Below are 26,260 nucleotides of genomic sequence, written 5' to 3'. Positions count from 1 at the left end.
TGGTGTGGTCTACGAGCGGACGGTCCGGCCCCGGCACAGCGGGCCCGAGACCCCCTCGAACTCCAGGTCGAGGCCGACGCCGTCGCGTTCGGCGTGGATGTGCAGGTGCGGCTCGGTGCTGTTGCCCGAGTTGCCGACCTCGCCGAGCACCTGCCCGGCGCGCACGGTGTCGCCCTTGGCCACGGTCACGGTGCCGGGGCGCAGGTGGGCGAGTTTGACGAGTTCGGCGCCGGTGTCGATCCACACGTGGTTGCCGTAGGCGGGCTGGTAGCGGATGGTGCCGGGTTCCTGGTCGTCGATGTGGTCGGCGGCGGCGACGACCGTGCCGTCGCAGGGGGCGTGCACGGGCCGTCCGTACACGAGGTGGCTCTCGTTCACGCCTCGGGAGCGCCCCCGCGTACCGCCGGGGCCGACCTGAACCACGTCCAGGGCGCCACGCTGCTCGGGGAAGGCGAAATGGTGGTTGAGGCCGCGCCCTCCGCCCTGCGCGATGTACCAACTGCCGCCCCGCAAAGGGAAGACGAGCGGCCGGGAGACGGCTGTTCCCCAGCGGTGGCGTCGTGCCCGCACCAGCAGTACGCCGACGACGGCGACCAGGCAGGCCCCCACGACCAGCTCACCGGCGCCGCCCGACGCGGGCAGCCCCGGCAGCCGCCAGGCGGAGGCGAGGGCGACGAGGGCCCCCGCCTCCAGCGGCCGGCGGGCCCACCACGGCATCAGGGCGGGGGCACGCCAGCCCTCGATGACCAGGTACCCGACCGCGACGATGAGCAGGCGCCCGCACCAGGCGATCTGGGAGGGGGCCTCCCAGCAGGCGTCGATCCGCACGACGAACAGCGCCACCAGCACGGTCCACGGCAGAGCCCGACGCAGCCGGGCGAGGAGCGGGGGCGAGGGGCGGTACGTGCCGGGGGCGATCAGGAGATGGTCGAGCGTCCGGCCGTCCGCGGTGGCGGCGAAGGCGAGGGCGCGTCCCCGGGTGCCGCCGATCACCAGTCCGTCGGGGCTGTCGTGCACGCCGGTGACCTCGCCGACGCGTGCGAGGGCGGCGTCCACGATCTCGTCGAGCCGCTCGCGTCCCACGGCGGCGACCACGCGCGGCGCGAGGCGCTCCCGGTCGGCGCGCCCGGCGGTGAGGAACCGGTACAGGGCATCCGCCGCCGCGCCTTGCGAGCCGGTGCCGCCTGCCGGTTCCCTGACGGTGTCACGCATCGGCCACCCCGTCCTGCCCGGCCGCGATCGCCACGGGGCTCATGCCGCGCGCGGGGAGCGGTGACCAACCACGGGGCAGCAGGCGCTCCTTAAGGGTCCGCAGGCGCCGGGCGAGCGACCGGTAGTCGTCGTCGCGCAGGCAGGTGCAGTCCGCGCCGATCATCAGCAGGCCGAAGCACACCAGGCCCATGCAGACCATGATGCCCACGTGCATGGCCTCCAGAGCCAGGGTGTTGGCCTTCCGGACCCATGGGCGGGCGGACAGGATCGCGAAGGGCAGCGCGAGTTCGACAGCGATCGTGAAGTAGCAGACGGCGGTGCCCACGTAGGCGTTGCTCATCAGGTGCGTGTACGCCGCCGACATCTGGAAGCCGGTGATCCGGCTGATGTAGTACATCGCCACGCCGTCCTGCCACATCTTCCCGGTGATCTTCCAGTAGCCGGCGGCGAAGTACAGCACCGCGGTCTGGAAGACGATCAGGAAGGCGGCCAGGTTGTGCAGCACGGTGGAGACCGCCGGCCGCTCCCGCTCCCTCAGCCGCGCGCGCCGCCGCCTGGCGCCGGGCGCGAAGTAGGCGTCGGAGACGGTGAAGACCATGAACAGGATGAGGATCTGGGCGAGGTTGTCGCCGCCTTCGAGCACGTCCTGGTTGCGGTTGTGCAGCGACCACATCATCACGGCCTGGGCCAGTGCGAGCCATCGGCCGCCGAAGATCATGAAGGCCAGGGCGACCACGATCACGGCGTGGAAGACGATCTCGAACCAGAGCGTCGAGTGGCTCCACAGAAAGAGCGAGAAGCCCCAGCGCGGCAGCGCGTCCCTCGCCGTGGAGAGGGAGTTGTAGGAGTCCGGCCCCCACAGGAAGCGGCGCCTGGAGTAGTCGGACAGGCAGTACAGGACCGTGGCGAAGCCGATGACGACACGGAGCGCCGCGATGCCGATGAGCCGGTGCCTGCGGGTCGCGAGGCGCAGCAGCGCCGTGTCCAGCCGTGCCGTACCGGTTCGCCATGCCCTGGCCGTCAGAGCGGATACGCGGGTCACTGGGCCACCCCCGGTACGTAGGTCATCCACGACGTCGCCAGCAGCCCCTGCTCGTGCGCCTCCGGCTTGGGCACCGCGTACCGGGCCGAGAACGGGACGATGGGACGGTTCTTGAAGGTCGCCTGGACGGCGATGATCTGGGCGTCCGGGTAGAGCGCCTTCGCCTGGACGGAGAAGAACCGCCGCATTTCCTCGAAGTCCGACGCGAACTGGTGGTCGAGGCGTGCCCGGGCGTCCTTGCGGTCGGCCGCGGGCAGTTTGTTGAACTTGGTCGCGATGCTCGCGTAGTGGTTGGCCGCGGCGTCGAACGCGAGCAGGACGCCGGGAAGTTTCGTGGGGTTCACGGGGAAGTCCTGCGGCGCTCTGTCGATGGCCTGCTCGATCTCGACGGGGCTCGACTCCACGGTCCTGCCCGAGGGAAGCCTCATCCGGGCACGCAGGTAGATGAGGTCGTCGCTGCTGCCGGGCGTGGGCCCGAAGAGCTGCCAGTCCTGCCAGAAGTACGGCTCCATAACGGCCGTGGCGGGGCTCTTGACGCGGTCTTTCAACGGGGAGGCGGGGGCGTTGTAGACCAGGCAGCACAGGCAGTACACCGCCACGGCCGCGAGGGCTGCCAGCGCACTGATCCGTACGGCCGGCGGGAGGGGTACACCCGCCGCCGGGGGTGCGCCCTCCGATGCGCGCGAGCGCGCGGGAACTCTCATCGCTGTCCACATCCAGGTGGGTCGACGTCCAGGTCGGGTCGATTCGGAAACGGTGGTGGATCCGCGCGAGACTGCGTGCCGGGGCGGGGCGCCCCGCCCCGGCACCGGGGGTCGATCGGCATCGGTGGGCACACGACACCACATGTCACTTCGCACCGCTGGTCCTGCGGTGGCTCACGTCACCGGCACCGACGGTCGGTCGATGCCGTATGCCACGCGGCTCCGCCTGCCGGGCGGTGCCGTGGCTCTTCCCCCTTGCGCCGGATGTCCGCCGGCGCCACAGGTCACGCGGCGCCGGTGGTCGGCCGACGCCAGTGGATCTCTCGGTGCCGCACGTCGTGCGGCGGTACGGAACTGCTCGACGCCGAGGGTCAGTGGGCGTCGTAGGCGGTGTCGCCCAGGATCACCCCGTGCGCCGTCGCGCCGCTGAGGGCGGGACCGCCGCTGGACGAGGACGACGACTCGCTGGAGGACGAGGACTCGCTCGACTTCAGCTTGGTCGTGACCTTCACCGCCGCCTCGGACGCCTTGACGACCGTCGCCGCGGCGACGCTCTGCGCGATCGCGTGCCAGAACTGCGGCTGCGCGCCCTTGCTGAGGACCTGGGCGGTGGCGACCGAGTGCTGGGCGGCGGCCTTGTGCTGCGGCAGGGAGGCAGCCGAGGCGCTGGACGTGGTGAGACCCGCGGTGCCGACCGCGGCGAGAGCCGCGATGACCGCACCGGCGACGGCACGCTTGCCGTTCATGGTGGTTCCCTTCGAGTGGTGAGAATTCAAGAGGATGCGCGAATCGATTCGCAGACACGTGCGCACTTTCTCCCGAGGCTCGGCATGGCACGCTTAATGCCGTGAGCAACCGGGGAGTGGCTTCACTCTAACCATGACTTCACGGGACGCTCAACGGATTTCGCGCCCGTCAAGCGGAGTTGAATGCTCCAAACTCAGCAAAAGCTCAAATCCAGGGGGTGCACTGATGGTTCTTCCAGGTCGTCGGGGGTCAGGTGCTACTTCGGATCGCGCAACCTTTACCTTCGGGTGGGGTTTTCGAGAGGAAACTAAACCCGCGCTAACGCATCTCGAAATGGGCAGACAAGAGACTTTCGTCCTTTCCGACCTCTAGGGTTGCAATATGAACGAGCGTCATCGGAACGGACGGCCATGGGTTCCGTCGGTGGCGGACCATGTCTGCAGGCTGATCGGTGTCCTGGATCTGGTGAGTGCCCTCTTTCCCGGCTTCCGGCACTCCCGGGTGCACGCCGGCTCGGTGAGCTTCCCGGCGGGGTGACCACACTGGCCGCGGTGGGCCAGCTGACCGGCGGACTGCTGCTGATCCTGCTGGCCCACGCGCTGCGCCGCCGCAAGCGCCGGGCATGGCGCGCGGTGGTCGTGCCGCTTCCGGTGAGCGCGGCGCTTCACCTGCTGCACCGCCACCAGCTGGTCTCGGCGGTGATCGCGCTGGTGCTGCTGGGGGCGATCGTGGTCCACCGGCGTGAGTTCTACGCCAAGGCCGACCCGCGCACCCGGCTGCGAGCGCTCGTCGGCCTGCCCGGTCTCGGCGGTGTCAGCGTCCTGCTCGGCCTGCTCATCGTCAGCGTCCACCCGTCGAGCGAGCGCCGGCCGTACGGCTTCCCGCAGCGGCTGGAGCACGTGCTGTACGGGCTGTGCGGCTTCGAGGGGCCGGTTAGCCTCCGGCGACCCGCTCGGCGACGTCGAGGCATGGCCGGGCGCCATTCATGCCTTCATGGCCGAGGCCCGCGAGCACGCCTGGGTTCCCGCCGTCGTGGGCTGCAGTGAGACCGGCGGGGAGATCTGGGCCGGGGAGGCCGGACTCGACGCGCTGGAGCTGGGCGACGAGGCGGTGGTCGACACGTCCGACTTCTCGCTGTCGGGCCGGGCCATGCGCAACGTCCGGCAGATGGTGAAGAGGATCGAACGTGCCGGCTACGTCTGCCGGGTGCGCCGGGTCGCCGAACTGGCGGTGTTCCGCTCGGCTTTGGCCAGGGGGGAGCGGCTCGGAGCCGGACCGGTGCTGCGCGTGTGGCGCGGCCTGCTGGTCTTCGCCTCGCGCTGGTTCCAGATCGAGTCGCTCTACAAGTTCAACGCCAAATTCCAGCCGGACTGGGAGCCGCGTTTCCTGGTGTATCCACGGGCGCGTGATCTGCCCCGGATCGGGCTCGCCATCATGCGGGCCGAGGCATTCATCACCCTTGAACTGCCCCGGCCCGGACGTGCCGGGCGACGGACCACCCTGGCGCCGGCCCTGGCCGAGGACGTCCGTTCCGCCGTTTGAGGCGGGGGACGGACGTCCTCGGGACACATATCTAGGAGACCAGCGGAAGGGCGGCGCCGTCCTCCAGCCAGGAGGCCCGGGAGAGAATGGCGCGCTGCACCTGCCGGAGCCGCAGACTCGGTTCCATTCCCAGCCCTTCGACGAGTTTGTTCCGCAGGGTGTTGTAGACGCCGAGTGCATCGGCGGTTCGGCCGCTCCGGTAGAGAGCCACCATCAGATAGAGATAGAGGTTCTCCCATAGCGGCTGGTCCGCGACCAGACCATAAGTCTCGCTGATCACCCAGGAGTTATGGCCGAGCCGGAGTTCCGTTTCCACCCACAGTTCGTGAGTGGAATTCCGTTTCTCGTCCAGCTGGCGGCCCAGGTCGTCCAGCAGGGGCAGGCCGCGGACGTCGGCGAGCGCTGGCCCGCGCCACAGGGCGACGGCGGAGGCCAGCAGTTCCGAGGCCTCCGCCATCCGCCCGACGGTTCTCAGCCCGTGGGCCCTGGCGACCGTCGACTCGAAGCGATGCAGGTCCAGTTCGTGCCGCTGCCCCAGGTCGAGGAGGTAGCCGGGGGCTCGCGTGGTCAGGACGCCCGGGTCCGCGCCCAGCGCCGACAGGTGTTTGCGCAGCCTGGACACGTAGACCTGCAGAGCGGTGGCCGCGGTGCGCGGTGGGCTGTCCGGCCAGACGAGGTCGGTCAACTGCTGGGCGGAGACGACTCGCTCGGCGTTCAGGCACAGCAGTGCCAGCAGCGCTCGCTGTTTGAGCGCGCCCGGGCCCGGCGAGGTCGAGCCGTCGGCCGCCGAAATCTCGATTGGACCGAGTATGTGGAAGTTCAATTGTGTCCCCCGTGACGTTCTTCCGTGACGGCGAGATGGTCAGTCCCGCCAACGGCTGATCTTCCACAGCACGCCGGACCTCACGCAAGGTCATGACGTTCCTTTTGCCGAGAGTTGGTGTTTCTCTCACCGTGATTTGAGCCCCGGCGCGACTGGGTCGACCGGGTGTGACGTACGCCATAATTGTGGCAAATGCACTGTCCGTCGCATGAAGTGCGAACGGTCCGGCGTATGGGGAAGTTTAGTGGTGCCGTCTAGTCTTTGAAATATCCGCACAACGTGATTTACGGGGGAAAGAGTCGGACGGCACTCGCTTGCCACTTTCGGTTGCCCAGCACGAGATATGGCTCACCGAGCAGCTGAAATCCAAAAGGGCGGCAGCCTCCCCCTATATGCAGCGCGCATTCGCCAGGGCAAAAGCCAGGCGCGGGAATCGGGCTGCCCGGCACCGTGTGGCAGGCCAGTGCCCATGTCCGTGCAACGGCGGTGGCTTCTGCGGTGGTTGCGGGCACGCAGGCTGCGGAGGACGACGACGCTCCCAGCCCTGACATGCCCATAGCCGGCTGCGCAGGACGCGACCGCCACAGCGTGTGACCGCCATAGGAGTGATCTTGACAGCCGCCCCGTCGCATCGTGGGAAAGCTCCAGGTTGAGCAGCGCATGAAACGCATCATGAGTGTGGGCGCCGCCGTGGCCATGGCCTGCGTTCTGCCGGCAGCGGGACCGGCGGCACCCTCGACCAGCGCCTGTACACACCACTGGTCGGGTCCCCAGGTCTGCATCCGTCTGGATGGCCGCATATGGCGATCAGTAATCGCCGGCCGACTGCTGGGACGGTGATCCACTCCGACCACGGAGTCCAGTTCACGTCCTGGGCCTTCACCGAACGGGCCCGGGCCTCCGGCCTGGTCCCCTCGATGGGCACGATCGGCGACTGCTACGACAACGCCATGATCGAATCGTTCTGGGGCGGGATGCAGACCGAGTTGCTCAGTTGCAGGCCGGTGGCGATGATGGCGAAACCGGCGCGGTCCAGGGCGCGGGACGCGGCGGCGAGCTGCGTGACGACGTCTTCACAGTCGCTGCCTTCTTCGATCATCCGATTCACGCCCGAGATGTGCCCCTGCGCGCGGCGCAGTCGGTTCAGCACGGACTTCAGGTCCGCACCCGCAAGCTCCAGTTCCACGATCACTCCTCGACTGCATACCCCGTGGGGTATGGTGCGCCCGGTTTGGGGCGGAGTCGATCGGGCCATGGCGCGCGCGATGGTCGGACGGCCATCAGGGTGGGAATGGCGGGGTGTGCCGGCCCTGAGCCCGCCCGGTGGCGGATCTGATACGGGAGGTCACGGCCGCACGGCGCGGACCAGCGTGTCGAGGGCGGTACGGGGCCCGTCTGCGCCGGTCACCGGCCGCTCGACGGTCTCGGCTCGCACGATGTCGGCGTACGCTCGCCACACGGTGGCGACCTGCTCGGCGGTGTAGAGCACACGAGGGTCCTGCGGCCCGCCGTGGCCCTGCCGGAGATTGGCCGCGGCGTGACCGACCAGCAGCAGGGTCCCACCCGGTCGGACAGCACGTGCGGCCTGCCGCAGCACGTGTTCCATCTGCTCCCACGGCAGGTGGAGATAGGCGATGAGGGCCAGGTCGTACGTCGCCTCCGCAGCGGACCATGCGGTCAGGTCCGCGCAGACGGTGTGCAGCTGCGCGCCGCGCTCGGCGGCCAGCCGCCCCGCTTTCTCCAGTGCCACGGCGGAGAAGTCCACGGCGTCCACTTCCCATCCCAGCTCCGCCAGCCAGACCGCGTTGCGTCCTTCCCCGGCTGCCAGGTCGAGCACCCGGCCGGTGGGCTCGAGCCCGGCCAGTTCCTGTTCGACGAACCGGTTGGGCTCCGCCGCCCATACGAGTCCGGCGCCGCGGTAACGCTCGTCCCATGCTGCTGCGTCCATGTGGTGCTCCTCGCGTCTTTCCTGTCGCGGACCCGCCGTCGCCTCGGTCCGTGCCACCCCTGCCCGGTCGGCGCCGGGCTGCCGTCGCCGCAGCTGGGCGGCCTTCTTCGGCGACGATGGCACGCCCTCTCTGTCGCCATTGTGGGGCCCGGCACACCGAGGCAGGTACGAGCTACCTGCGCCCCGGTGCGAGAGTGGCGCCAGGGCGTCACCGTCCAACAGCCGGTGCACCTCGTCCGCGGTCAGGCGGCTCGCCTGTTGCATGCCGTCGGCCAGGGCGCGGAAGGCGCCCTCGGGATCGCGTAGGTATCCGCCCACCGGTGTCGAAGCCGATCCGGGCCAGCCGGGTGACGATCTCCTCCTCGCGGTCCTGCGGCGCGACCACCACGACCTTCGCCCCGGGACCGACGACCTGCCCGCCTGTTCGGCGAAGCGGCCGTCGGCGGCCACGTTGACCGAGCCGCTCACGTGCCCGGCGGCGAAGTCCTGCGGCGAGCGAGTGTCGAGGACGACCGCCCCGCAAGTCCGCCGCTGCGTGAACCTCCACGGACAGCGGTCGGGGCGCACCGGCCGCGACGAACAGCCCGTGTGCCTTGCGGTTGAGTACGGCGTCGTAGGCGAAGTAGGCGGGGGAGGAGGGCTGGCCGGCGGTCACCAGGGCGACGAACCGCTCCGTAGCCGATCCAGGCGCCGGTGCGGGCGGTCATCTCCAGGTGACCGGCGAGGAAGTCGGCGTGGAAGTGGGTGTTGAGGACGCCCTCGACGGTGAAACCGTGAGGGCTTGAGGAGTGAGGTCCCCGGCCGGGGCGCGGTCCTGGGGGCCGCTGGTGTCGCCGGCGCGTGCGCATCGAGAGTGCGCCGGGCGGACAGGCCGATGCGCGGGAGTCACGGTGGTCTCCGTGATCCCGCTTGACGCGTCGGCCCGCGACCATCGACGCTCGAAGCGGCCATGCAGTCAGGCGGCGGTCTGCCGATCGGTGACCATGACCGTATCCACGGCACCACCCTCGCTGGTCTGGTCCCAGTAGTGCTGCCTGCCCACGAGTTGAGCCTGTCCACGGCCGGAGTCGTCGGCGCCTACGCGGTCTACAACCTCGCTTACGCCGCCATTTCCTACCCCGCGCCGGAGCACTGTCCGACCATTTTGCCGCGTCCGCTCGTGTTCGCGGCGGGCCTGGTCTCCTTCGCCATCGGATCACTGGGCCTCGGCCTCGTCCATGCGCCGTGGCTGGTCTTCGTCGCCCTGTCCCTGTACGGCGGATGTGCCGCCTGCACCGACGGTGTCGGCAAAGCCTGGACCTCCACCCTTGTTTTCTGAGCGCCAGCAGGGCACGGCTCAGGGCCTCTACCAGGGTGCCACCGGTGCCGCGGTCCTCCTGGCCGGCCTGTGGGCCGGGCAGGCCTGGGATCCCGACGGGCATGCCCGGCTTCTGATATCCGGCGCTGTCGCCCTCGTCCTGGCCGCCGCGCTGCCCGTCCTCGGCCGCAACCGGCAAGCCAACGGCTGACCAACACCGGCAAACCAATATTGACGTGCCCTTGACCGCTTCTGCCCACTCCGGTCACACAACGCAGGGCTAGGCTCGCCGGGCGACTCATGTCCCGGCGACACCGGGACCGTACCTGCGCCAGCACAGCCCGAGACGAACCGTCATCGCGGAGTTGGGGGAATCGCCATGCGCACACGTACAAGAGCGTCTCTCGTGGCCACCGCCGCTACATTTCTGCTCGTCGCCACAGTGGGCAGTTCCGCAGCCTCGAGCGACAGCCAGCCGGTCCACCTGGTCTCGCCCACCGACCCTTACGCCGCCTGCGACATCAGTGGCGACGGGACCGGCACCAACTACCAGTCCGCCGAGGACGAACCGTACGTCACCGCAAGCCCCCGCGACCCACGCAACGCGGTCGGCATCTTCCAGCAGGACCGCTGGTCCAACGGCGGTGCCCGGGGCCTGACCGCGACATACACCCACGACGGGCGGCACTTCACCGAGACCCCGCTGCCGTTCTCGCACTGCGCCCCAGGCGGGCTCAACTACGAGCGCGCATCTGATGGCTGGGTGAGCACGGGCCCCGACGGCACGGTCTACGCCAGCGGTCTGGTGTTCGACGCGACCGACGCGCGCAACGGGGTGGCCGCCTCGACGTCGTACGACGGCGGACGCACCTGGAAGCACACCACCCCCCTGATCGACGACACACAGGCCCAGTTCACCGACGACAAGAACGCCGTCACCGCCGACCCCGTCCACCCCGGCGTCGCCTACCAGGTCTGGGACCGCATCGACGAAGACGACTCCGCCAAGGTCTACGACGGACCCGCCTACATCTCCATCACCCGCGACGGCGGCCGGCACTGGACCAAGGCACGCCCGTTCGTGGACACCTCCGTGGTCACGCACTCGCAGACCATCGGCAACGTCATCGTCGTCGACCCGCGCACCGACACCCTCTACGATGTCTTCGACTGGCAGACGTACGACATCGACTACGCGACCGGCACCTTCACGCCCACCGACCTGCATTTCGCCGTTGTCAAGTCGAGCGACCAGGGACGCACGTGGAGCAAGCCGGTCACCATCGCCAAGGACACGTCCGTACCCGAAGTCGATCCCAACGCCCCCACCGACGCGAGCAAAGCCCTGCGCGCGGGCGGCGACCTGCCGAACGTGGCCATTGACCCGCGCACTGGTGAGCTGTACGTCGCCTACGAAGGCTCGGACTTCAGCAGTGGCGGCTACGACTCCGTGGAACTGATCCACTCCACCGACGGCGGCCGGAGCTGGTCGGCGCCGAAGCGGGTCAACACCGTCGCCTCCGCGCCTGCGTTCACGCCCTCGATCGGTGTGGACGCCCGTGGCACGGTCGCGATCACCTACTACGACCTGCGCTACCTCACCGCGGGCAACGCCACGACCCTGCCCACTGCCGCCTGGCTGGTCACATTCCGACGCGGTGCGGAAAACCGTGCCACCGAGCGTCGTATCTCCCACGTCTTCGACTGGCTCCAGGCCCCCTACGCGGGAGGCCACTTCCTCGGCGACTACGAGGGCCTCGCCACGGACGGCCGCTCCGCTGTACGGCCGCTGTTCGTCGAGACCAACGCCAACGCGCCGCAGGACTCCACGGACGCCTACAGCGGGCTGTTCTCCACCGGCAGGGACCACGGCGCCTTTGCTGCGGTAGCGGCCACGCCGCACGCGACCAGAGCCCTGAAAGCTCGGCCGCACCGGTTCGTCCGGTGACAGAAGGCGCGCTTCAAAGCCCCTGTAGCGAGCGCGACTTGGGGTTCATCCGAGGCGCAAGGTAAACAACCCACCATTTTTCCCGTGAGCCCTTTGTGTGACTGTTGTGGTCACGCCAAGATCCCCTCTGCGTCCGGGACACCCCCATATGCCCGGCGCAGGGAGGAGAGGGCATGTTGCCCCCGAAGCACCAGCGACGGTTCATAACCTGCACCGTCGTAGCTGCGGCGTTCGGACTGGTAAGCACCCAGTCGTTCGCGGCGTCGAACGACGCAAGACCCCGCCCCTGGCAGGCACGCCACCAGGCCGCCATGGGCCGGCAGCACATCAAGGCGGTGCACGCGGGCCATGGGATGTCCGCGTTCGCCGCGGAGGGTGACGACGACGGCGCCGACGAGGCCGAGAACTCCGCCGAGGCGACAGCCCAGTTCACCGAGGCCCGCACCGCACCCGGCGTGGTCGCGCCCGGCGCCTACGGGGCGGCCTGGCAGCAACTGCAGTCGATGAAGCACACGGCCGGCGGCTGGGACCACGTCACCGGGAAGGCGTACAACGCCGACGACCCCCGCTACCGCGATGTCAACTCCAACTCCAGCGGCGGCGCGGGCAAGGTCACCGGACGCATCACGGGCATCGCCGCCGACGACCAGGGCTATGTGTACGCGGGCGGAGCCAACGGCGGTGTCTTCCGCTCGACGACCGGTGGCCGGCACTGGAAGCCGATCTCCGACAAGCTGCCGTCCCTGTCGACGGGTACCCTCGCCCTCGACGGGCAGAAGCGGCTCTGGTACGCGACGGGGGAGTCCAACACCGGGGCGACGTCCTTCGTCGGTACGGGGGTGTATCTCCTGAAGGACCCGCGCCACGGGCAGTTCCAGCCTGGCGACCGCGTGGGCGGCGCCGAACTGGAGTCCACCGTCATCCACGCGCTGCGCTTCGCCGGCACCACCGTGTGGGCGGCCACCAGCACCGGCGTGTGGTCGCACTCCACGACCACCCTCTCCGGGCCGTGGAAGCACGAGTTCGCTCCCAACCCCGATTACCTGCCGGGTGGTTCGAAGGCGGACGATCCCAGCGCGCCGTACAAGAACATCGCCAACGACATCGCCGTCGACCCGAAGGACCCGGACAAGGTTCTGCTCGCGGTCGGGTGGCGCGGCGGCGACACTTACAACGGGCTCTACGCCAAGCAGGACGACGGCAGCTGGAAGCCGGTCAGCGGCCTCGGTGACCTGCCGACCAGCAGTGCCGACGTCGGCAACATGACGTTCGCCGCGGCGGCCGACGGCTCTCGCCTGTACGCCATCGATCAGTCCCCGGCGCAGACGACCGCCAACCCGGACAGCGGGCTCAAGGGCGTCTACATCTCCAAGAACGGCTCGCCGTTCGGCCCGTGGACACAGATCGCGGACTACACCAAGCTGAAGGCGTCCGGATCCGCCCTGCAGGGCGCGGGCTACATGCCCGGCATCCAGTCCTGGTACAACCAGTTCCTCCAGGTCGACCCGGCCAACGCCGACCACCTCTACCTCGGCCTCGAAGAGGTCTTCGAGACCAAGAACGGCGGCCAGAGCTGGACGACCCCGGGCCCGTACTGGAACTTCCCCTTCCCCTGCTGGAGCAACGACCCGGCCAAGCAGACCGGCGACTGCTCTCCCACCGTCCACTCCGATCAGCACGCGGTCGCCATCGGCAGTTACCAGGGCAAGACCTGGGCCTACGTCGGCAACGACGGCGGCATCTACCGCCGCCCGCTCAACGGCGCCGTCGACTCCGGCGGCCACGCCAAGGACTGGCAGTCCCTCAACGACGGCACCATCGACGCCCTGCAGTACTACTCCGTCGGCGTCGGCAAGGACCTCACCTACGGCGGTGTCTCCGTCACCGGCGGCCTGCAGGACAACGGTCAATCGATCCTGCGCGGCCGCGACAAGGTCATGGGCTCCAACTTCGGCGGCGACGGCGGCGACACCATCACTGATCCCGCCAACGGCTGCAACATCGCCCAGGAATACGTCTACCTGGACATGTGGGTGACCCAGAACTGCGGCGTGAACGACGGTTCGTGGTCGACGGACCCGTCGAAGGCCACCGAGTACGAGGTCGCCCCGCCGGACAAGGACCAGGGTGGTGCGGGAGCCCGCTTCATCGCCCCGATCACCGCCGACGCCAAGAACACCAACACCTGGATCGCCGGTGGCCGGCACGTGTGGGTGAACACCAATGGCTTCGCGATCCGCTCCGGCAAGGAGTGGACGAACGCCTACGACCTCGGCGTGGGCCACACGGCTACGGCCGTGGCGTCCTCCGGTGGCACGGTCTACGTCGGCTGGTGCGGCCCTTGCAACAACCAGGGCTTCACCCGCGGCATCGCGGTCGGCAACGCCGACGGCACCGGCTGGCACCAGCTGAACCTCCCGGTTGACGGCACCATCCCGAACCGCTACATCTCTGGCTTCGAGATCGACCCGGCCAACGCCCAGCACGTGTACGTCGCGGTCAACGGCTTCTCCCGCCGGTTCACCGAGGGCCCGGGCGCGGGCGTCGGCCACGTCTTCGAGTCCAAGGACGGCGGCGCGAACTGGGCGGACATCTCCGCCAACCTGCCCGACGTCCCCGCCGACACCGTCAAGCTCCTCCCGAACGGCGGCCTCGCCCTCGGCACCGACCTGGCCACCTTCTACCGCCCCGCCGGCGCCACCAAGTGGCTGGTCCTGGGGCACGACCTGCCCACCACGGCCGTGATGCAGCTGCGCCTCGGCCCGGACGGCAAGCTGTACGCCGCCACCCACGGACGCGGCATCTGGTCCTTCGACGTACGGCGTCCAAAGGGTCGTAAGGACTGACCCGACCGGTATTTCATGCCGTACGGCGACGGCCGGTGCGAACCCCGCTCCCGGGGGCCGCACCGGCCCTCTGGCGTTCGGTTCACTGCACCGGATACGCCGTCACACTCAGCCGCAGCGTGAAGAGGGGCGCGCTCTCGGGACCCCAGGTCACGGTCACCGCCCCGATGCGCGCGGCGCGCACCGTGACCCGGGTGACGCCCGTGCTGTCGGTGACGGAGGAGGTCACCAGCGCCGGCATCGGGTTGCTGCTGTGCGGCTGCGGCCAGGATCCCTGGCAGGTTCCACTGGGGCGTGTATCGGAAGTGGTTCTTGGAGCGGCTCGGTATCTGGGCATACCAACCTGTCTCGCAAGATCCGCAGCGGTCGATGGGCAGGTACTGGTAGTAGTCGGTCGTGGCAGGAGACCTGTGGACCCCAGTGATTTCGATGGTCGGTGTGGCTGTAGGTGGTGTGTTGACGTATCTGACCCAGCGCACGACGCAACGGGCGGCTGACCGGGCTGAAGAACGAAGGCGGGCTGCGGCGCAGGCGGAGGAGCGACGTGCCGAGCAGATCAGGACCGTGCTGGAGTTCATCCGGTGCGCGCTGGAGGCGGAGGGCGTAGCGCATGCGCGGCCGCCGCAATGGGAGGTCGGCGATGAATGGTATGTGACGGCCAGGCCGGCGATGGACGGTCTTCGCATAGCCGAGAAGAGCATCGAGTTGCTCTGTGCCCCTGGCCTTCACTCACCGACGACCGCCTACGCCCGCGCCCTTAATCAAGCGGTCTGGCAGGAGCGTGACGAGGGCAGCCTGGCCGAGCGACTGGAGCCCTTCAAGGCGGAATTTCTCGCTGTAGCACGCCGGAGCCTGACCTGACGTCGCAGGTCACAGCCACTCCTTGAGCGCAGCGACCAGTACGGTCGCCTCATAGCCACAGCCAGCTTGTCGTACCTCGTGGCCACGGCCCGGTGCCTCTTGAGGCGGTTGATGCCGCATTCGACCGCGTGGCGCTCACGGTAGTCGACCGGGTCGAACCTCGGTGGCCAGCCGCCGCGAGAGCCGCGTTTCTTGCGGTTGCGGGACTGGTCGGCCTTGTCCGGGATGGTGTCTCGGATCCCGTGACGTCGCAGGTAGGCGCGGTTCTTCCGGGAGGCGTATGCCTTGCCGGCGCGCACTCGATGGGGTCGGGTGCGCGGTCGGCCGGGCCCGATGCGTGGCACGCGGACCTTCTCCAGGACGGGCTCGAACTGCGGAGAGTCGCCACGCTGTCCCGCCGTGAGACGATCGTCATCGGTTTTTGTCACTGCTCAACAGCCAGATGCAGCTTGGTGGTCAGACCACCGCGCGAGCGTCCGAGTCCGTGTCCGGCCGGTTCGACGGTGGTGCCGCCGGGCGGCTCTTTCCGGAGACCCCCGCTTTCGGCGCCCCGGCGGCGTGCTGGTGGGCGCGGACGATGGGGGAATCGACGTTGATGTCCCAGGTGATCAGGCCCTTGGCGTCGGACCGGTCCTGCAGCTCGGTGAGGATCCGTTGCCAGGTGCAGTTGCGCTGCCACTGGCGGAAGAGGTCGTACATTCCGCGACGATCCGTCCGTGTCCCGACTCCAGAGCCTGGGCGCGCAACAACCGCAGGCGGCCTCTGGATGCTGCCTGCTGAGCCTCGTACATCGGAGCGAAGTCGGTGCGGTCGTCATCTCTTGACGAACAGCACCAGCTGCGGAGTTGGGCTGCCCGCGCTCACCCGGTGCCGTCGGCGAAGGCCAGGTCTGTCGCTGTCAGGGGTGCTTGGGCAGGCAAGTGCGGGCGGGGCAGGGCGGTGGGCGGGTCGGCGCCCAGGCGCTCGCAGGTCAGCGCGGAGATGAGGATCGCGTCGTCCACGGCGGTCGCCAGTTCGTCCTGGTCTGCCGTGGCCAGCGTCTGCGGAGTGTGCAGGCCGTGGCGGAGCAGTGCGCCGAGCAGCCCGGCGGTGAAGGCGTCGCCCGCGCCCACGGTGTCCACCAACGCGGCCTTCCGGCCGGGACGGCTCAGGCTTCCCGCACTGGCGTGGAACGCGTGAGCGCCGTCGGGGCCGTCGGTGATGAGGACGAGGAGCGCGCCGCGTTCCAGCCAGTGGGCGGCGATCTGCTCGATGGGGGTGCCGGGATAGAGCCACTCGACGTCCTCGCGGCTGGCCTTGACCAGGTGGGCGATGCCGACGCTGCGTTCGGCGGCCTGCCTGCCGCGTTGCGGATCGCCCAGGAGGGCGGGGCGGACGTTGGGGTCGTAGCTGATCAGGGTCGTACCGCGGGTGCGCAGGCGCTGGACGGCGGAGTGGATGTGGGCGGCGGCCGGTGGTGTCCAGGAGGCGACCGAGCCGAAGTGCAGTACGGCGGTGTCCTGCGGGGTGTGGAGGGTCTCGGTATCGGTCCACTGCCAGTCGGCGGTGCCGTCCAGGTAGAAGTCGTAACTCGCCCGGCCTTCCGGGTCCATGGAGACCACGGCGAGCGTCGTGGGTTCGTCGGCCGCTGGAGCATACGTCAGGTCGATGCCCTCGGTCTCGGCCTGAGTGCGGAGCATGCGGCCGAAGGTGTTGTCGGCCAGGCGCGCCATGAGCGCGGTGCGGTGCCCGAGCCGGGCCAGGCCGATGGCGACATTGAACGGGCTGCCGCCGGGCCGGGCGCGGTAGTCCCCTGGCACGTCGAGTTGAACCAGATCGATGAGGGCTTCGCCGATCACGGTCACGATCGGCGGCAGCCCTCTGACATGCGTCGGCTCAGTCATGGCGCGGCCCTTCGGCTGGGATCTCGCCGGAGCCCCGCTCGATCAGCCGGGTCGGCACGGTGACGGTGCGGGTGGGCGACTCGTCGCCGTCCAGCCTGCGGAAGAGCATCTCGGCGGCCGTCCTGCCCACCTGCTCGACGTCCTGGGCGATGACGGAGATGCCCGGGTCGAGGATGTCGGCCAGGGGGAAGTCGTCGAAGCCCACCTGGGCGACGGTGTCCTGCAGGCCCATGGCGCGCAGGGCGCGGACGGCGCCTATGGTCACGAAGTTCTGGCTGGTGAACAGCGCCGTCGGCGGATCGGGCAGCGACAGGACCTGCTCGGTCGCGGCGATCGCCGCCTCCTCGCTGGACCCGACGTGGCGGACGATCTCGTCGTCGTAGTCGATGTGCGCGACTTCCAGGGCGTGCCGGTAGCCGTTGAAGCGCTGGGCGGCGGTGGTGATGGAGGCGCGGTCGCCGAGGTAGGCGATGCGGCGGTGGCCGGCCTTGAGCAGGTGGTTGACGGCGGTGATGGCGCCCTGCCGGTTCTCGGAGACGACGGCGTCCGCGTCGAGCAGGCCGGCCTCGCGGTCGACGAAGACCATGCGGGTGCCGGTGTGCTGCTCGTTGATGAGGTAGCTCTGGTCGCGTCCCGCGGGGACGATCACCAGTCCGTCGACCCGGCGGTCGATGAGTGCCTGGGCCAGTTCCCGTTCGCGTGCCGGGTCCTCGTCGAGGCTGCCGACCAGCACCAGCACTCCGCGTTCCCGGGCGACGTTCTCCACGGTGCGGGTCAGTACGGCGGAGAAGGGGTTGGCCGCGTCCTCGACGAGCATGCCGATGGTGGCGGTGCGGCCGTCGCCGCGGCGCAGGCTGCTGGCGGTGAGGTTGGGGCGGTAGCCCAGTTTGTCGGCAGCCTCGCGGACCCTGGTGACGATCGCGGGATCGACGGTGGGGACGCCGTTGAACACGCGCGAGACGGTCTTGATGGCCACTCCGGCCAGCGCCGCGACCTCACGCATGGTGGGGCGGCTACGGGTGGACCGGGGCGCGGCCTCGCCCTGAGTCATCGTTGTCTCCAACCGGTTGTGCGTTACCTACTCGTTGCCCGCGCATGTCTATCAGCGTCTTGACGGGCTCGTCCATACAGGCCCAGTATCTCGCCCAGTCAACGTTGTCTCAACGTGGGCCAAGGGACGGCTCCGAAAGGGATCAAGCCATGAACATCTCCACCAGCCAGGTGCCGAGCCGCCGCAGTCGGCCTACCCGGGCGGCAGCGATCGGCGTCACCGTCTGCCTCGGCGCCACGCTCGCGGCCTGCGGTTCTTCCAACGGAAGCACCTCTTCGTCCGCATCGGGCGGCGGTGGCAAGGTGGGGGTCTCGCTGATCCTGAAGACGCTCACCAACCCCTACTTCGTGAGCATGGAGAAGGACGCCAAGACCCAGGCGGCCAAGGACAACGTGAGTCTCACGGTGGCCGCGGGCAACAGCGACGGCGACACCCAGACCCAGATCACCGCCATCGACAACGCCATATCGCGCGGCGACAAGGGCATCCTCATCACCACCAACGGCGACGCTGTGAACGCCGCCCTGAACCGGGCCAAGCAGGCCGGCCTCTTCGTGATCGCCCTGGACACCGCGCCCAACCCGCCCAGCGTCGCGGACATCACCTACGCCACCGACAACGAGCAGGCCGGCAAGCTGGACGGCCAGTACGCGGCGGCCGCCCTGAACGGCAAGCCGGCGGTCATCGCCATGCTCGACCTGTTCAACAACCAGGTCGTCTCCGTCGACATCAACCGCGACCACGGCTTCCTGGAGGGCATGGGCATCAACCCCGGCAGCAAGACCGAGAACGGCAAGGAAGCCAAGTCCGGCAAGTACACCGGCGGCAAGGGCGGCAGCTACACGATCGCCTGCCACCAGCCCACCCAGGGTGCCATCGACGGCGGCCGCACCGCGATGGAGAACTGTCTGTCGGCCAACCCGGACATCAACGTCGTCTACGCCATCAACGAACCGGCGGGAGAGGGCGCGTACAACGCGCTGAAGGCGGCCGGCAAGGACAAGAACGTCGCGATCTACGCGATCGACGGCAGCTGCGCCGGCCTGAAGAACCTCACCAGCGGCGAGTTCGCCGCCGACGCGGTGCAGTACCCGGGCAAGATGGCGGCCCTTGGCGTCAGCTCCATCGCCAAGCTGGGTCGCGGCGGCAGCAAGCCCAGCGTGACCAACGGCAAGTCCTTCTACGACACCGGCACCGCCCTCGCCGCCGCAAAGCCCATCGGCGGCCTGACCGTGCAGTCCCCGTCGCAGGCCGCCTCCGCCTGCTGGGGCAGCTGACGCCCCGAGCGGGTGCCACCGCCGCCGACCGGGCGACTGCCCCCGAGTCAGGCGACTGCCCCGAGCCGGGTGCGGCGCCGGAAGCCACCGTGATGGCACCGGCGTCGCACCCGTACCACACGAGCCCATGAGCCCGTACCCGGGAAGACACCGGAAGGACCCCCTGTGACCACCCACGTGGACCCTCATGCCGCACCGGCACCGGCGGAGGAGTTCCTCAACCGGCCCGCCACCCTCAGCCAGCGCATCCACTCGGTACTGCACCGTCAGCCGGCGCTCAGCCCGGCCATCGTCCTGGTGCTCGCCGCCGTGGTGTTCTCCCTGGTGAACGAACGCTTCTACGCGTTGCAGAACCTCTCGCTGGTCGCCCAGCAGGTGGCCGTCATCGGTTCCCTCGCCGTCGGCCAGACGGTCATCATCCTCACCGCCGGCATCGACCTGTCGATCGGCGCCGTCATGGTGCTCGCCTCGCTGCTGATGTCGAAGCTCGTCGCGGACAGCCACTGGCCCGGCTGGCTCGCCCTGCTGGCCGGTGCGGTCGTCGCGATAGCCGCCCAGGCCGTCAACGGGCTGCTGGTGACCAAGATCAAGCTGCCGCCCTTCATCGTCACGCTCGGCACCCTCAGCGTCTTCACCGCGATCACCCTCATCTACGCCAAGGGACAGACCATCGCCCTGCAGCCGGGCAATATCCTCATGTGGAGCGGCCAGACGGTCTCCCTCGGTCAGCTGAACCTGACCTACGGCGTGCTCCTCATGATCGCCCTGTACGCGGTGGTCGGCTACGCCCTGCGCTACACCGCCTGGGGACGCCACCTCTACGCGGTCGGCGACGACATCGAGGCGGCCCGCCTCGCCGGCATCTCCGTCAACCGTGTCCTGCTCAGCGCCTACATGCTGGCCGGCCTCACCATCGCCGTCGCGGCCTGGGTCCTGGTCGGCCGGGTCGGCGGCGGCGACCCCAACAGCGGTCTGAACGCCAACCTGCAGTCCATCACCGCCGTCGTGATCGGCGGCACCAGCCTGTTCGGCGGACGCGGCGTCGTCTTCGGCTCGCTGATCGGCGCGCTGATCGTCCAGGTCTTCGTCAACGGCCTCGCGCTGGCCGGCATCGACCCGAACTACCAAGTCCTTGCAGTCGGCGTCCTCGTGATCGCGGCTGTCTCCGTCGACCAGTGGATCCGGAGTGTGAAGTCGTGACCACCGCCACCGCCCCCGTTCTCGAGGCCAAGGGCCTGGTCAAGGTCTTCGGCAGGGTCGTCGGCCTGAACGACGTCGACCTCACCCTCCACCCCGGCGAGGTCCTCGCCGTCATCGGCGACAACGGCGCCGGCAAGTCCACCCTGATCAAGTGCCTGTCCGGGGCCCTCGTACCCGACCGGGGAAGCATCCTCGTCGACGGCAAGGAGGTCCACTTCAAGCGGCCCCAGGACGCCCGCGACGCCGGCATCGAAACGGTCTACCAGACCCTCGCCGTAGCCCCCGCCCTGGACATCGCCAGCAACCTCTTCCTCGCCCGCGAGATCCGCCGCAAGGGCATCCTCGGCTCGGTGTTCCGCATGCTCGACACCGGCGAGATGAAGAAGCAGGCCGCTGACCACATCAAGCGGCTCGGCATCGGCACCCTGCAGAACATCAACCAGGCGGTGGAGACGCTCTCCGGGGGCCAGCGCCAGTCCGTGGCCGTCGCCCGGACCGCGGCCTTCGGCGGCCGGGTGGTGATCCTCGACGAACCCACCGCCGCCCTCGGCGTCCGCGAGACCGGCCAGGTCCTCAAACTCGTCCGCGACCTGCGCGACCAGGGCCTCGGCGTCATCCTCATCAGCCACAACATGCCCAACGTCTTCGAGGTCGCCGACCGCATCCACATCCAGCGACTCGGCGGCTGCGCCGGCGTCATCACCCCGCAGTCCCACTCGATGGAGGACGCTGTGGCCATCATGACGGGCGCGAAGAAGCTCGCTCCCGAAGCGAGCTGAAGGGAACACCAGGGGACATGACCGCCGAGTACCGGATCGCCGAGAACCGCCTCGGCGGCGAACCCACCCTCGTCGTTTCCGCGCCGGACGATTCGGCACGCGCCGTTCTCGCCCTGCGCGGAGCGACCCTGCTGAGCTGGCAGGTCCGGCACGGCCCGGCAGGCCGGCTGAAGGAGCTGACGGACGGCTACCGCGACGAAGAGGAACTCCTCTCCCAGGACGGCGTACGCGCCGGCCTGATGGCCCCCTTCACCAACCGCATAGCCGACGGCCGCTACCGCTACGACGGACACGACCACGATCTGCTGCCCGGCCGCCTCGGCGCCCGCACGATCTACCACGGCTTCGCCCGCGAAACACCGTTCGAACTCGCCCACGCCACCACGACGGCCGACTCGGCCCGTCTGCTCCTGCGCACCACGAGCATCAGACCGGGCCGGTACCCCGGCTACCCGTTCGCCCTCGACCTCGAAGCCGAATTCACCGTCACGGCACGAGAGCTGAGCATCGAGATCCGGGCAACGAACGTGGGCGACGCCACTGCCCCCTGCGCAGTGGGCTGGCACCCCTACTTCACCCTGTCGCGCCCCATCGACGACCTGGTCCTGCACATCCCCGCCCACACCCTCATCCGCACCGACCCATCCCTCATCCCACTGCCCGGCGCCGACGCCACGCTCCCCTTGGACCACTGCCCCGAGGTGGACTTCCGGGCACCGAAGCGCGTCGGCGGCGCGGTCGTCGACGCCTGTTACGCGGACCTCACCCCCGGCCCCGGCGGCCGGATCGAGACGGTACTGGCCGATCCGGCGACCGGCGAGGAACTGCGGGTCTGGCAGTACGGGGGATACATGCACGTCTTCACTGGAGACACCCTGGCACGCGACCGGCGCGCCTCCATCGCACTCGAACCCGTCGAGACGATGACCAACGCCTTCAACCGCCCCGAACACACCGCCGCCCTCGCCCTGGAACCCGGCCGACGCCGCGAGTTCAGCTTCGGTGTCACCCATGCGGCTCCGGCAACGTGACAGTGGACGGGACGACGCACGCGACGGTCGCATTGTCCGCGCCCTTGCCGCGTCGATTGCACCGAGTCAAGTCTGCACGGCAGTGTGACGACGACACCGCCGCACGACCAGGGTGGTCACCGCCCAGCGCCCTCAGCTTGGGAAGCCAAGGTGATCTAGAGTTCGCTGTCGCGCCGACCTGGGGCGGAAGTTGCCTACGCGGTGAGGACTCCGGGCCGCCGCCCCCATGTCAGTGCTTGTGCTTGCCGGGCCTGTCGGCTTCCTTGGGGCCTGGTTCGACTTCGGGTGCCTTCTCCAGCTCGGCTGGCCGTCCCGGGGGTGAGGAAGCAGTCTCGTATGACGTCGAGGGGGACGGCGTGGCGGGGCTCGTGTTCGTGGACGGGTTGGTGTGCGGCCCCTGCGCTGAGCCGGTGCCGCGCGAGAACAACACCATGCCCACCACCAAAGCCAGAGTGAAGAGGCCGGCGCCGCCCAGGACAGCCACCAGCCGCGAACGGCGAAGGAACGACAGGTGTGTGCGGCGGGTCGCGGCCCGGTGCACGCTCGTCTGCCACTCGGTGCCCGCCACCCGGGCGAAGGCACGGTCGGAGTGGGCGGTGGGAGCGGAGACGGAGCTTGCAAGGGTGGTGACCCTTGAGCCGGTGAGGTGCGGCCGGTCCGGGCGGACATCATGCTGGTGTTCGCTCGGCAGCGGCTCCGGCGCGCCGCGCCAGGCTCCGCGCCCGACCCAGTCCGCCACCTCCTCGGCCGTGGGTCGGCTCTCGGGCTCCTTGGCCAGAAGACCGAGCAGGTAGCTCTCGAAGGCGAGCGGTAGATCGGCGCCGAGTTGCCGGGGCGGGGTTGGGGCGGCATCGAGGTGCTGATGAAGCACCGCAAGCGCGCTGTCTGCCTGGAACGGCGGTCGCCCGGTGAGGAGTTGGTAGAGCACGCAGCCCAGGGAGTACACGTCGGATGCCGGGCCGGCGGTGCGGCCCAGGGCCCGCTCGGGTGCGAGGTAAAGGCTGGTGCCGACGATCTGCCCGGTGGCGGTGAGTGCGGCGCCGGGGTCGTCGAGGAAGCGGGCGATGCCGAAGTCACCGATCTTCAGGGTGCCGTCGGTGCCCAGCAGGAGGTTGGCCGGCTTGATATCCCGGTGCACGACGCCCTGCCGGTGCGCGACGGCCAGCCCAAGGGCGGCCTGCGCGGCGATATGGGCCACCTGCTCGGCGGGCAGCGATCCGGACACGGTGAGCCGGTCGGCCAGGCTGTCCCCCTCGACGAGCTCCATCACCAGGAACAGACGACCCTCGTGCTCGCCGAAGTCGAGGACGCCGACCACGTTCGGGTGGCTGAGGCGGCCGGCGGTCTGCGCCTCCAGCCGGAAGCGGGACGGCGCGGTGGGGTCGGTGTCGTGGGGGAGCAGGAGTTTCACGGCAACCGGTCTGCCGAGCGTCTCGTCGAAGGCTCGCCAGACCTCCCCCATCGCGCCCCGACCGATGGTGTCTCGCAGCTGGTATCGGCCCGCTATCAGCACTTGTTCTTCATCCTCATACCCAAGACGTCTTGATCGCCGCAGCCATGACTCACCGTGGGGCGTGGATCAAGGTGCGGGGTGCCGCAGCCGCCCCAGCGTACCGGCCCTGCAGCCTCGTCTTTCACGCGGCGCAGAGCCAAGCTGCTGCGGCAGCCGCGCCGGAGGACGAGGCTGCGTGCGGCTGAGTCGTGACGACGTCAAGTCGCGTGCGGCAGGCCGGCGGACGCGGACCGGGAACCACGGACCGCAGCCCGGCGGCCTGCCGCCGGTTGCGGTGTGAGGGCGGTGGTGTCTGGAGTGATGGAGTCAGGCCGGCAGGGCTTTGCGGCGGGCTGACTCGCTGGTATGGAAGCGTCCCAGGGCCCATCCATCGGCCGGTGGGCGGCTCCGACTGCCGGGCGGGCGCCGGGTGCGTGTACGGGTGAGTCGGCCCGGCGGAGCCGGCGGGCAGCCAACTTCTTTTGGACACGCAGCGTTTACACGCGTTCGACCCGTCGACCAGCGGGACTTGTTATGGTGTTACTCATTGGTAGCAAGCTGAGTGGGGGGCACGGGGGAGACCTGTGGCCATCTCGCCGCCGGGCGAGTGGCGAGACGGATGACCTGGCAAGGGGGCCGGGTCAGCGGCTTCTGCGCGTGAGCATCACGGGGCCGTCGAACTCCAGTTCCCTCACCCGCTGACCCGGACAGGTGGGACTCGACACATGGCGCGCTCCCTGGTCGAATTACTGACCGTACATGCCCAGCAACAGCCCGAGCGTACCGCCTACCGGTACCTCCTCACCGGCGACTGCGACGGGGACACCCAGGAGATCTCCTACGGACAGCTGGCCCACCGCTCCCGGGCCGTCGCCGCCTGGCTTCAGGACCGCGGCCTGGCCGGCTCGCGCGCCCTGCTGCTCCATCCGCCCGGCCTGGAGTTCGTCTCCGCCTTTCTGGGCTGCCTCGCCGCCGGCGTGGTCGCCGTGCCGGGCGTGCCCCCGCAGGGACGGTCGCAGAACCACCGCGCTCTCATCCGGATGAAGCGTCTGATGACCGACTCCGACGCCAAGGTGATCCTCGGAGGCCGCGAAGTCATCCGCGCCTTGCGCACATGGACCGAGCACCTGCCGGAACTGGACACGGTCCCCCGTATCGCCACCGAGGACATTCCCGACGACGCGGCCGGCTCCTGGCACGCCCCCGACCTCACGGCCGACTCGGTGGCCTTCCTTCAGTACACCTCCGGCTCCACCTCCGCCCCGCGCGGTGTGGTGGTCACCCATGGCAACCTGCTGGACAACGAGCGGATCATCACAGAGCGGATGGGGCACACCCCGGACGCTCTCGCGGAGCACGGCCGGGAACTGATCCTCAGCTGGCTCCCCGTCTACCACGACATGGGCCTCATGGGCCCGGTGCTGAACACGCTGTACCTGGGCGCCACGGCCACGCTCTTCTCGCCGCTGCACTTCCTGCAGCGCCCCGATCGCTGGCTGACCGCGATCAGCCGTTACCGGCCGCACACCAGCGGCGCCCCCAACTTCGCCTACGAGCTGTGCCTGAAGCACGCCACCGCCGACCTGGTCGACAGCCTCGACCTGAGCGGGTGGAAGGTCGCCTTCAACGGCGCCGAACCGGTGCGCGCGGCCACGCTGCGACGGTTCAGCGAGACCTTCCGCGCGTCCGGCTTCCGCCATGAGGCGTTCCACCCCTGCTACGGCCTGGCCGAGGCCACCTTGATGGTCACCGGTGGTGCGGTGGACGCCCCGCCCACCCTGCTGGAGGCCGCCGAGACCGGCCCGCACGCCGGCGAGGCGGACGCGGCCGCCGTGGGCTGCGGCCGGCCCGGGACCGGGATCACCGTGGTGATCGCCGACCCTGAACGGCAGGAGGAACTGCCCGAGGGCGAGGTCGGCGAGATATGGGTCGCCGGCGCGAGCGTGGCCAAGGGCTACTGGCGCAACACCCTTGCCACCCGCGAGACCTTCCGCGCCACCGTGACCGGCCGCGAGGGCCGCTTCCTGCGCACGGGCGACCTCGGCTTCCTGCATGACGGTGAACTGTTCGTCACCGGCCGCCTGAAGGACCTCCTCGTCATCGACGGGCGCAACCACTACCCGCAGGACCTGGAGATGTCCGCGGAGTTGTCCCACCCGGCACTGCGGCCCGGCTGCACCGCGGCGTTCTCCGTGGACGCCGAGGGCACGGAGGGCGAACAGGTCGTCGTGGTGGCCGAGGTCGCGCCCGAGGCGGCCGGCGAGGCCGAGAAGATCACCGGCCTGGTGCGCAGCGCGATCGGCCAGGCCCATGGCCTGTCGGTGCGGGACGTGGTGCTGGTCCACCCCGGCACCATCCCGAAGACGTCCAGCGGGAAGATCCAGCGCCGCGCCTCCCGGGCGGCCTACCTCGACGGCACCCTCGCCTTGGTGGACGTGCCCGTTACGGGATGACCCCGCCGCGGCCGGCGCGCTCGCCCGCGCCGGCCGCACGTCCGCCCTCCGGAGCCGCGCGTCCGTCGACTTCAGCCGTACGTCACCCGATGCCAGCCGCACGCGGTCGTGCGGCATCCGCCCG

General features: G+C 69.6%; 22 protein-coding genes and 3 pseudogenes. 12 read left to right on the top strand and 13 right to left on the bottom strand.

The window, feature by feature from the left end:
* Positions 1–9: 9 nt before the first annotated feature.
* The 4 genes from ABZ919_RS05210 to ABZ919_RS05195 form a co-directional block, all read right to left on the bottom strand.
* Positions 10–1,212 (bottom strand): M23 family metallopeptidase, encoded by a 1,203-nt coding sequence (locus ABZ919_RS05210; RefSeq protein ID WP_361243011.1) that lies wholly within the window; start codon positions 1,210–1,212, stop codon positions 10–12.
* The gene (locus ABZ919_RS05205) at positions 1,205–2,254 is read right to left on the bottom strand and encodes a hypothetical protein (protein ID WP_361243010.1); all 1,050 of its coding nucleotides are present in this window, start codon (positions 2,252–2,254) and stop codon (positions 1,205–1,207) included. Before ABZ919_RS05205 ends, ABZ919_RS05210 begins: the two co-directional genes overlap by 8 nt.
* Complete coding sequence (locus tag ABZ919_RS05200) at positions 2,251–2,958, bottom strand: DUF5819 family protein (RefSeq protein ID WP_361243008.1); 708 nt, start codon at positions 2,956–2,958, stop codon at positions 2,251–2,253. Before ABZ919_RS05200 ends, ABZ919_RS05205 begins: the two co-directional genes overlap by 4 nt.
* Before the next feature lie 371 nt (positions 2,959–3,329).
* Positions 3,330–3,704, bottom strand: coding sequence for a hypothetical protein (locus ABZ919_RS05195; protein ID WP_361243006.1), 375 nt, complete (start codon positions 3,702–3,704; stop codon positions 3,330–3,332).
* A 382-nt stretch (positions 3,705–4,086) separates the two neighbouring features.
* Here ABZ919_RS05195 and ABZ919_RS05190 point away from each other — a divergent pair.
* Positions 4,087–5,247, top strand: a pseudogene (locus tag ABZ919_RS05190) (phosphatidylglycerol lysyltransferase domain-containing protein).
* 31 nt (positions 5,248–5,278) lie between these two features.
* On the opposite strand, the gene ABZ919_RS05185 reads toward ABZ919_RS05190, so the two are convergent.
* Positions 5,279–6,070 (bottom strand): AfsR/SARP family transcriptional regulator, encoded by a 792-nt coding sequence (locus ABZ919_RS05185; protein WP_361243004.1) that lies wholly within the window; start codon positions 6,068–6,070, stop codon positions 5,279–5,281.
* Between the two features lie 800 nt (positions 6,071–6,870).
* Between ABZ919_RS05185 and ABZ919_RS05180 the strand changes: the two are divergent.
* Positions 6,871–7,065 (top strand): annotated as a pseudogene (locus ABZ919_RS05180) (IS3 family transposase); the annotation flags it as partial.
* On the opposite strand, the gene ABZ919_RS05175 reads toward ABZ919_RS05180, so the two are convergent.
* Positions 7,008–7,256 carry a metal-sensitive transcriptional regulator gene (locus ABZ919_RS05175; RefSeq protein WP_361243002.1) on the bottom strand — a complete coding sequence of 83 codons (249 nt, stop codon included), beginning with the start codon at positions 7,254–7,256 and terminating at the stop codon, positions 7,008–7,010. The pseudogene ABZ919_RS05180 and the gene ABZ919_RS05175 sit on opposite strands and share 58 nt — an antisense overlap.
* A 159-nt stretch (positions 7,257–7,415) precedes the next feature.
* Positions 7,416–8,018: a class I SAM-dependent methyltransferase gene (locus ABZ919_RS05170; protein ID WP_361243000.1), complete on the bottom strand. Its 603-nt coding sequence runs from the start codon at positions 8,016–8,018 to the stop codon at positions 7,416–7,418.
* A 949-nt stretch (positions 8,019–8,967) separates the two neighbouring features.
* Here ABZ919_RS05170 and ABZ919_RS05165 point away from each other — a divergent pair.
* The 4 genes from ABZ919_RS05165 to ABZ919_RS05150 all read left to right on the top strand — a co-directional run bounded on the left by ABZ919_RS05165 (position 8,968) and on the right by ABZ919_RS05150 (position 14,109).
* Positions 8,968–9,336 (top strand): hypothetical protein, encoded by a 369-nt coding sequence (locus ABZ919_RS05165; protein WP_361242998.1) that lies wholly within the window; start codon positions 8,968–8,970, stop codon positions 9,334–9,336.
* Positions 9,326–9,526: a hypothetical protein gene (locus ABZ919_RS05160; protein ID WP_361242996.1), complete on the top strand. Its 201-nt coding sequence runs from the start codon at positions 9,326–9,328 to the stop codon at positions 9,524–9,526. The genes ABZ919_RS05165 and ABZ919_RS05160 overlap by 11 nt, the downstream gene beginning before the upstream one ends.
* 168 nt (positions 9,527–9,694) lie before the next feature.
* Positions 9,695–11,263 carry a sialidase family protein gene (locus ABZ919_RS05155; RefSeq protein WP_361242994.1) on the top strand — a complete coding sequence of 523 codons (1,569 nt, stop codon included), beginning with the start codon at positions 9,695–9,697 and terminating at the stop codon, positions 11,261–11,263.
* Between the two features lie 173 nt (positions 11,264–11,436).
* Positions 11,437–14,109: a glycosyl hydrolase gene (locus ABZ919_RS05150; protein WP_361242992.1), complete on the top strand. Its 2,673-nt coding sequence runs from the start codon at positions 11,437–11,439 to the stop codon at positions 14,107–14,109.
* An 82-nt stretch (positions 14,110–14,191) separates the two neighbouring features.
* Here the strand turns inward: ABZ919_RS05150 and ABZ919_RS05145 are convergent, their stop codons facing one another.
* The gene (locus ABZ919_RS05145; RefSeq protein ID WP_361242990.1) at positions 14,192–14,350 is read right to left on the bottom strand and encodes a hypothetical protein; all 159 of its coding nucleotides are present in this window, start codon (positions 14,348–14,350) and stop codon (positions 14,192–14,194) included.
* A 212-nt stretch (positions 14,351–14,562) separates the two neighbouring features.
* Here ABZ919_RS05145 and ABZ919_RS05140 point away from each other — a divergent pair, with 212 nt between their 5' ends.
* Positions 14,563–14,970, top strand: coding sequence for a hypothetical protein (locus tag ABZ919_RS05140; protein WP_361243479.1), 408 nt, complete (start codon positions 14,563–14,565; stop codon positions 14,968–14,970).
* A 65-nt stretch (positions 14,971–15,035) separates the two neighbouring features.
* On the opposite strand, the pseudogene ABZ919_RS05135 reads toward ABZ919_RS05140, so the two are convergent.
* The 4 genes and pseudogenes from ABZ919_RS05135 to ABZ919_RS05120 form a co-directional block, all read right to left on the bottom strand.
* Positions 15,036–15,451: pseudogene (locus tag ABZ919_RS05135) on the bottom strand (transposase); the annotation flags it as partial.
* Positions 15,427–15,669 (bottom strand): hypothetical protein, encoded by a 243-nt coding sequence (locus tag ABZ919_RS05130; RefSeq protein ID WP_361243509.1) that lies wholly within the window; start codon positions 15,667–15,669, stop codon positions 15,427–15,429. The pseudogene ABZ919_RS05135 and the gene ABZ919_RS05130, both read right to left, overlap by 25 nt.
* A gap of 161 nt (positions 15,670–15,830) precedes the next feature.
* Positions 15,831–16,853 (bottom strand): carbohydrate kinase, encoded by a 1,023-nt coding sequence (locus ABZ919_RS05125; RefSeq protein ID WP_361242988.1) that lies wholly within the window; start codon positions 16,851–16,853, stop codon positions 15,831–15,833.
* Entirely contained in the window at positions 16,846–17,904 is a 1,059-nt protein-coding gene (locus tag ABZ919_RS05120; RefSeq protein WP_361242986.1) for a LacI family DNA-binding transcriptional regulator, read from the bottom strand. The genes ABZ919_RS05125 and ABZ919_RS05120 overlap by 8 nt, the downstream gene beginning before the upstream one ends.
* Before the next feature lie 149 nt (positions 17,905–18,053).
* Here ABZ919_RS05120 and ABZ919_RS05115 point away from each other — a divergent pair, with 149 nt between their 5' ends.
* The 4 genes from ABZ919_RS05115 (at position 18,054) to ABZ919_RS05100 (ending at position 22,191) form a co-directional block, all read left to right on the top strand.
* The gene (locus ABZ919_RS05115; RefSeq protein ID WP_361242984.1) at positions 18,054–19,181 is read left to right on the top strand and encodes a substrate-binding domain-containing protein; all 1,128 of its coding nucleotides are present in this window, start codon (positions 18,054–18,056) and stop codon (positions 19,179–19,181) included.
* Between the two features lie 165 nt (positions 19,182–19,346).
* The gene (locus ABZ919_RS05110) at positions 19,347–20,381 is read left to right on the top strand and encodes an ABC transporter permease (RefSeq protein ID WP_361242982.1); all 1,035 of its coding nucleotides are present in this window, start codon (positions 19,347–19,349) and stop codon (positions 20,379–20,381) included.
* Entirely contained in the window at positions 20,378–21,160 is a 783-nt protein-coding gene (locus ABZ919_RS05105; RefSeq protein ID WP_361242980.1) for an ATP-binding cassette domain-containing protein, read from the top strand. The genes ABZ919_RS05110 and ABZ919_RS05105 overlap by 4 nt, the downstream gene beginning before the upstream one ends.
* Positions 21,161–21,177: 17 nt before the next feature.
* The gene (locus ABZ919_RS05100) at positions 21,178–22,191 is read left to right on the top strand and encodes an aldose 1-epimerase (protein WP_361242978.1); all 1,014 of its coding nucleotides are present in this window, start codon (positions 21,178–21,180) and stop codon (positions 22,189–22,191) included.
* 229 nt (positions 22,192–22,420) lie between these two features.
* Here ABZ919_RS05100 and ABZ919_RS05095 read toward each other — a convergent pair whose 3' ends face one another.
* Positions 22,421–23,704 (bottom strand): serine/threonine-protein kinase, encoded by a 1,284-nt coding sequence (locus ABZ919_RS05095; RefSeq protein WP_361242976.1) that lies wholly within the window; start codon positions 23,702–23,704, stop codon positions 22,421–22,423.
* 704 nt (positions 23,705–24,408) lie between these two features.
* Between ABZ919_RS05095 and ABZ919_RS05090 the strand changes: the two genes are divergently transcribed.
* Positions 24,409–26,136 carry a fatty acyl-AMP ligase gene (locus tag ABZ919_RS05090; protein ID WP_361242974.1) on the top strand — a complete coding sequence of 576 codons (1,728 nt, stop codon included), beginning with the start codon at positions 24,409–24,411 and terminating at the stop codon, positions 26,134–26,136.
* Positions 26,137–26,260: the final 124 nt, after the last annotated feature.

Source organism: Streptomyces sp. NPDC046759 (genome assembly GCF_040645475.1).
GTDB lineage: Bacteria > Actinomycetota > Actinomycetes > Streptomycetales > Streptomycetaceae > Streptomyces.
This window is presented reverse-complemented; position numbering and strand designations above follow the sequence as displayed.

Coding starts and splice junctions, on each gene's coding strand:
- ABZ919_RS05120 (WP_361242986.1), bottom strand. CDS start 17,904: ATGACTCAGGGCGAGGCCGCGCCCCGGTCCACCCGTAGCCGCCCCACC.
- ABZ919_RS05165 (WP_361242998.1), top strand. CDS start 8,968: ATGCAGTCAGGCGGCGGTCTGCCGATCGGTGACCATGACCGTATCCAC.
- ABZ919_RS05130 (WP_361243509.1), bottom strand. CDS start 15,669: ATGTACGACCTCTTCCGCCAGTGGCAGCGCAACTGCACCTGGCAACGG.
- ABZ919_RS05145 (WP_361242990.1), bottom strand. CDS start 14,350: ATGCCGGCGCTGGTGACCTCCTCCGTCACCGACAGCACGGGCGTCACC.
- ABZ919_RS05155 (WP_361242994.1), top strand. CDS start 9,695: ATGCGCACACGTACAAGAGCGTCTCTCGTGGCCACCGCCGCTACATTT.
- ABZ919_RS05170 (WP_361243000.1), bottom strand. CDS start 8,018: ATGGACGCAGCAGCATGGGACGAGCGTTACCGCGGCGCCGGACTCGTA.
- ABZ919_RS05195 (WP_361243006.1), bottom strand. CDS start 3,704: ATGAACGGCAAGCGTGCCGTCGCCGGTGCGGTCATCGCGGCTCTCGCC.
- ABZ919_RS05210 (WP_361243011.1), bottom strand. CDS start 1,212: ATGCGTGACACCGTCAGGGAACCGGCAGGCGGCACCGGCTCGCAAGGC.
- ABZ919_RS05150 (WP_361242992.1), top strand. CDS start 11,437: ATGTTGCCCCCGAAGCACCAGCGACGGTTCATAACCTGCACCGTCGTA.
- ABZ919_RS05100 (WP_361242978.1), top strand. CDS start 21,178: ATGACCGCCGAGTACCGGATCGCCGAGAACCGCCTCGGCGGCGAACCC.
- ABZ919_RS05200 (WP_361243008.1), bottom strand. CDS start 2,958: ATGAGAGTTCCCGCGCGCTCGCGCGCATCGGAGGGCGCACCCCCGGCG.
- ABZ919_RS05115 (WP_361242984.1), top strand. CDS start 18,054: ATGAACATCTCCACCAGCCAGGTGCCGAGCCGCCGCAGTCGGCCTACC.
- ABZ919_RS05090 (WP_361242974.1), top strand. CDS start 24,409: ATGGCGCGCTCCCTGGTCGAATTACTGACCGTACATGCCCAGCAACAG.
- ABZ919_RS05125 (WP_361242988.1), bottom strand. CDS start 16,853: ATGACTGAGCCGACGCATGTCAGAGGGCTGCCGCCGATCGTGACCGTG.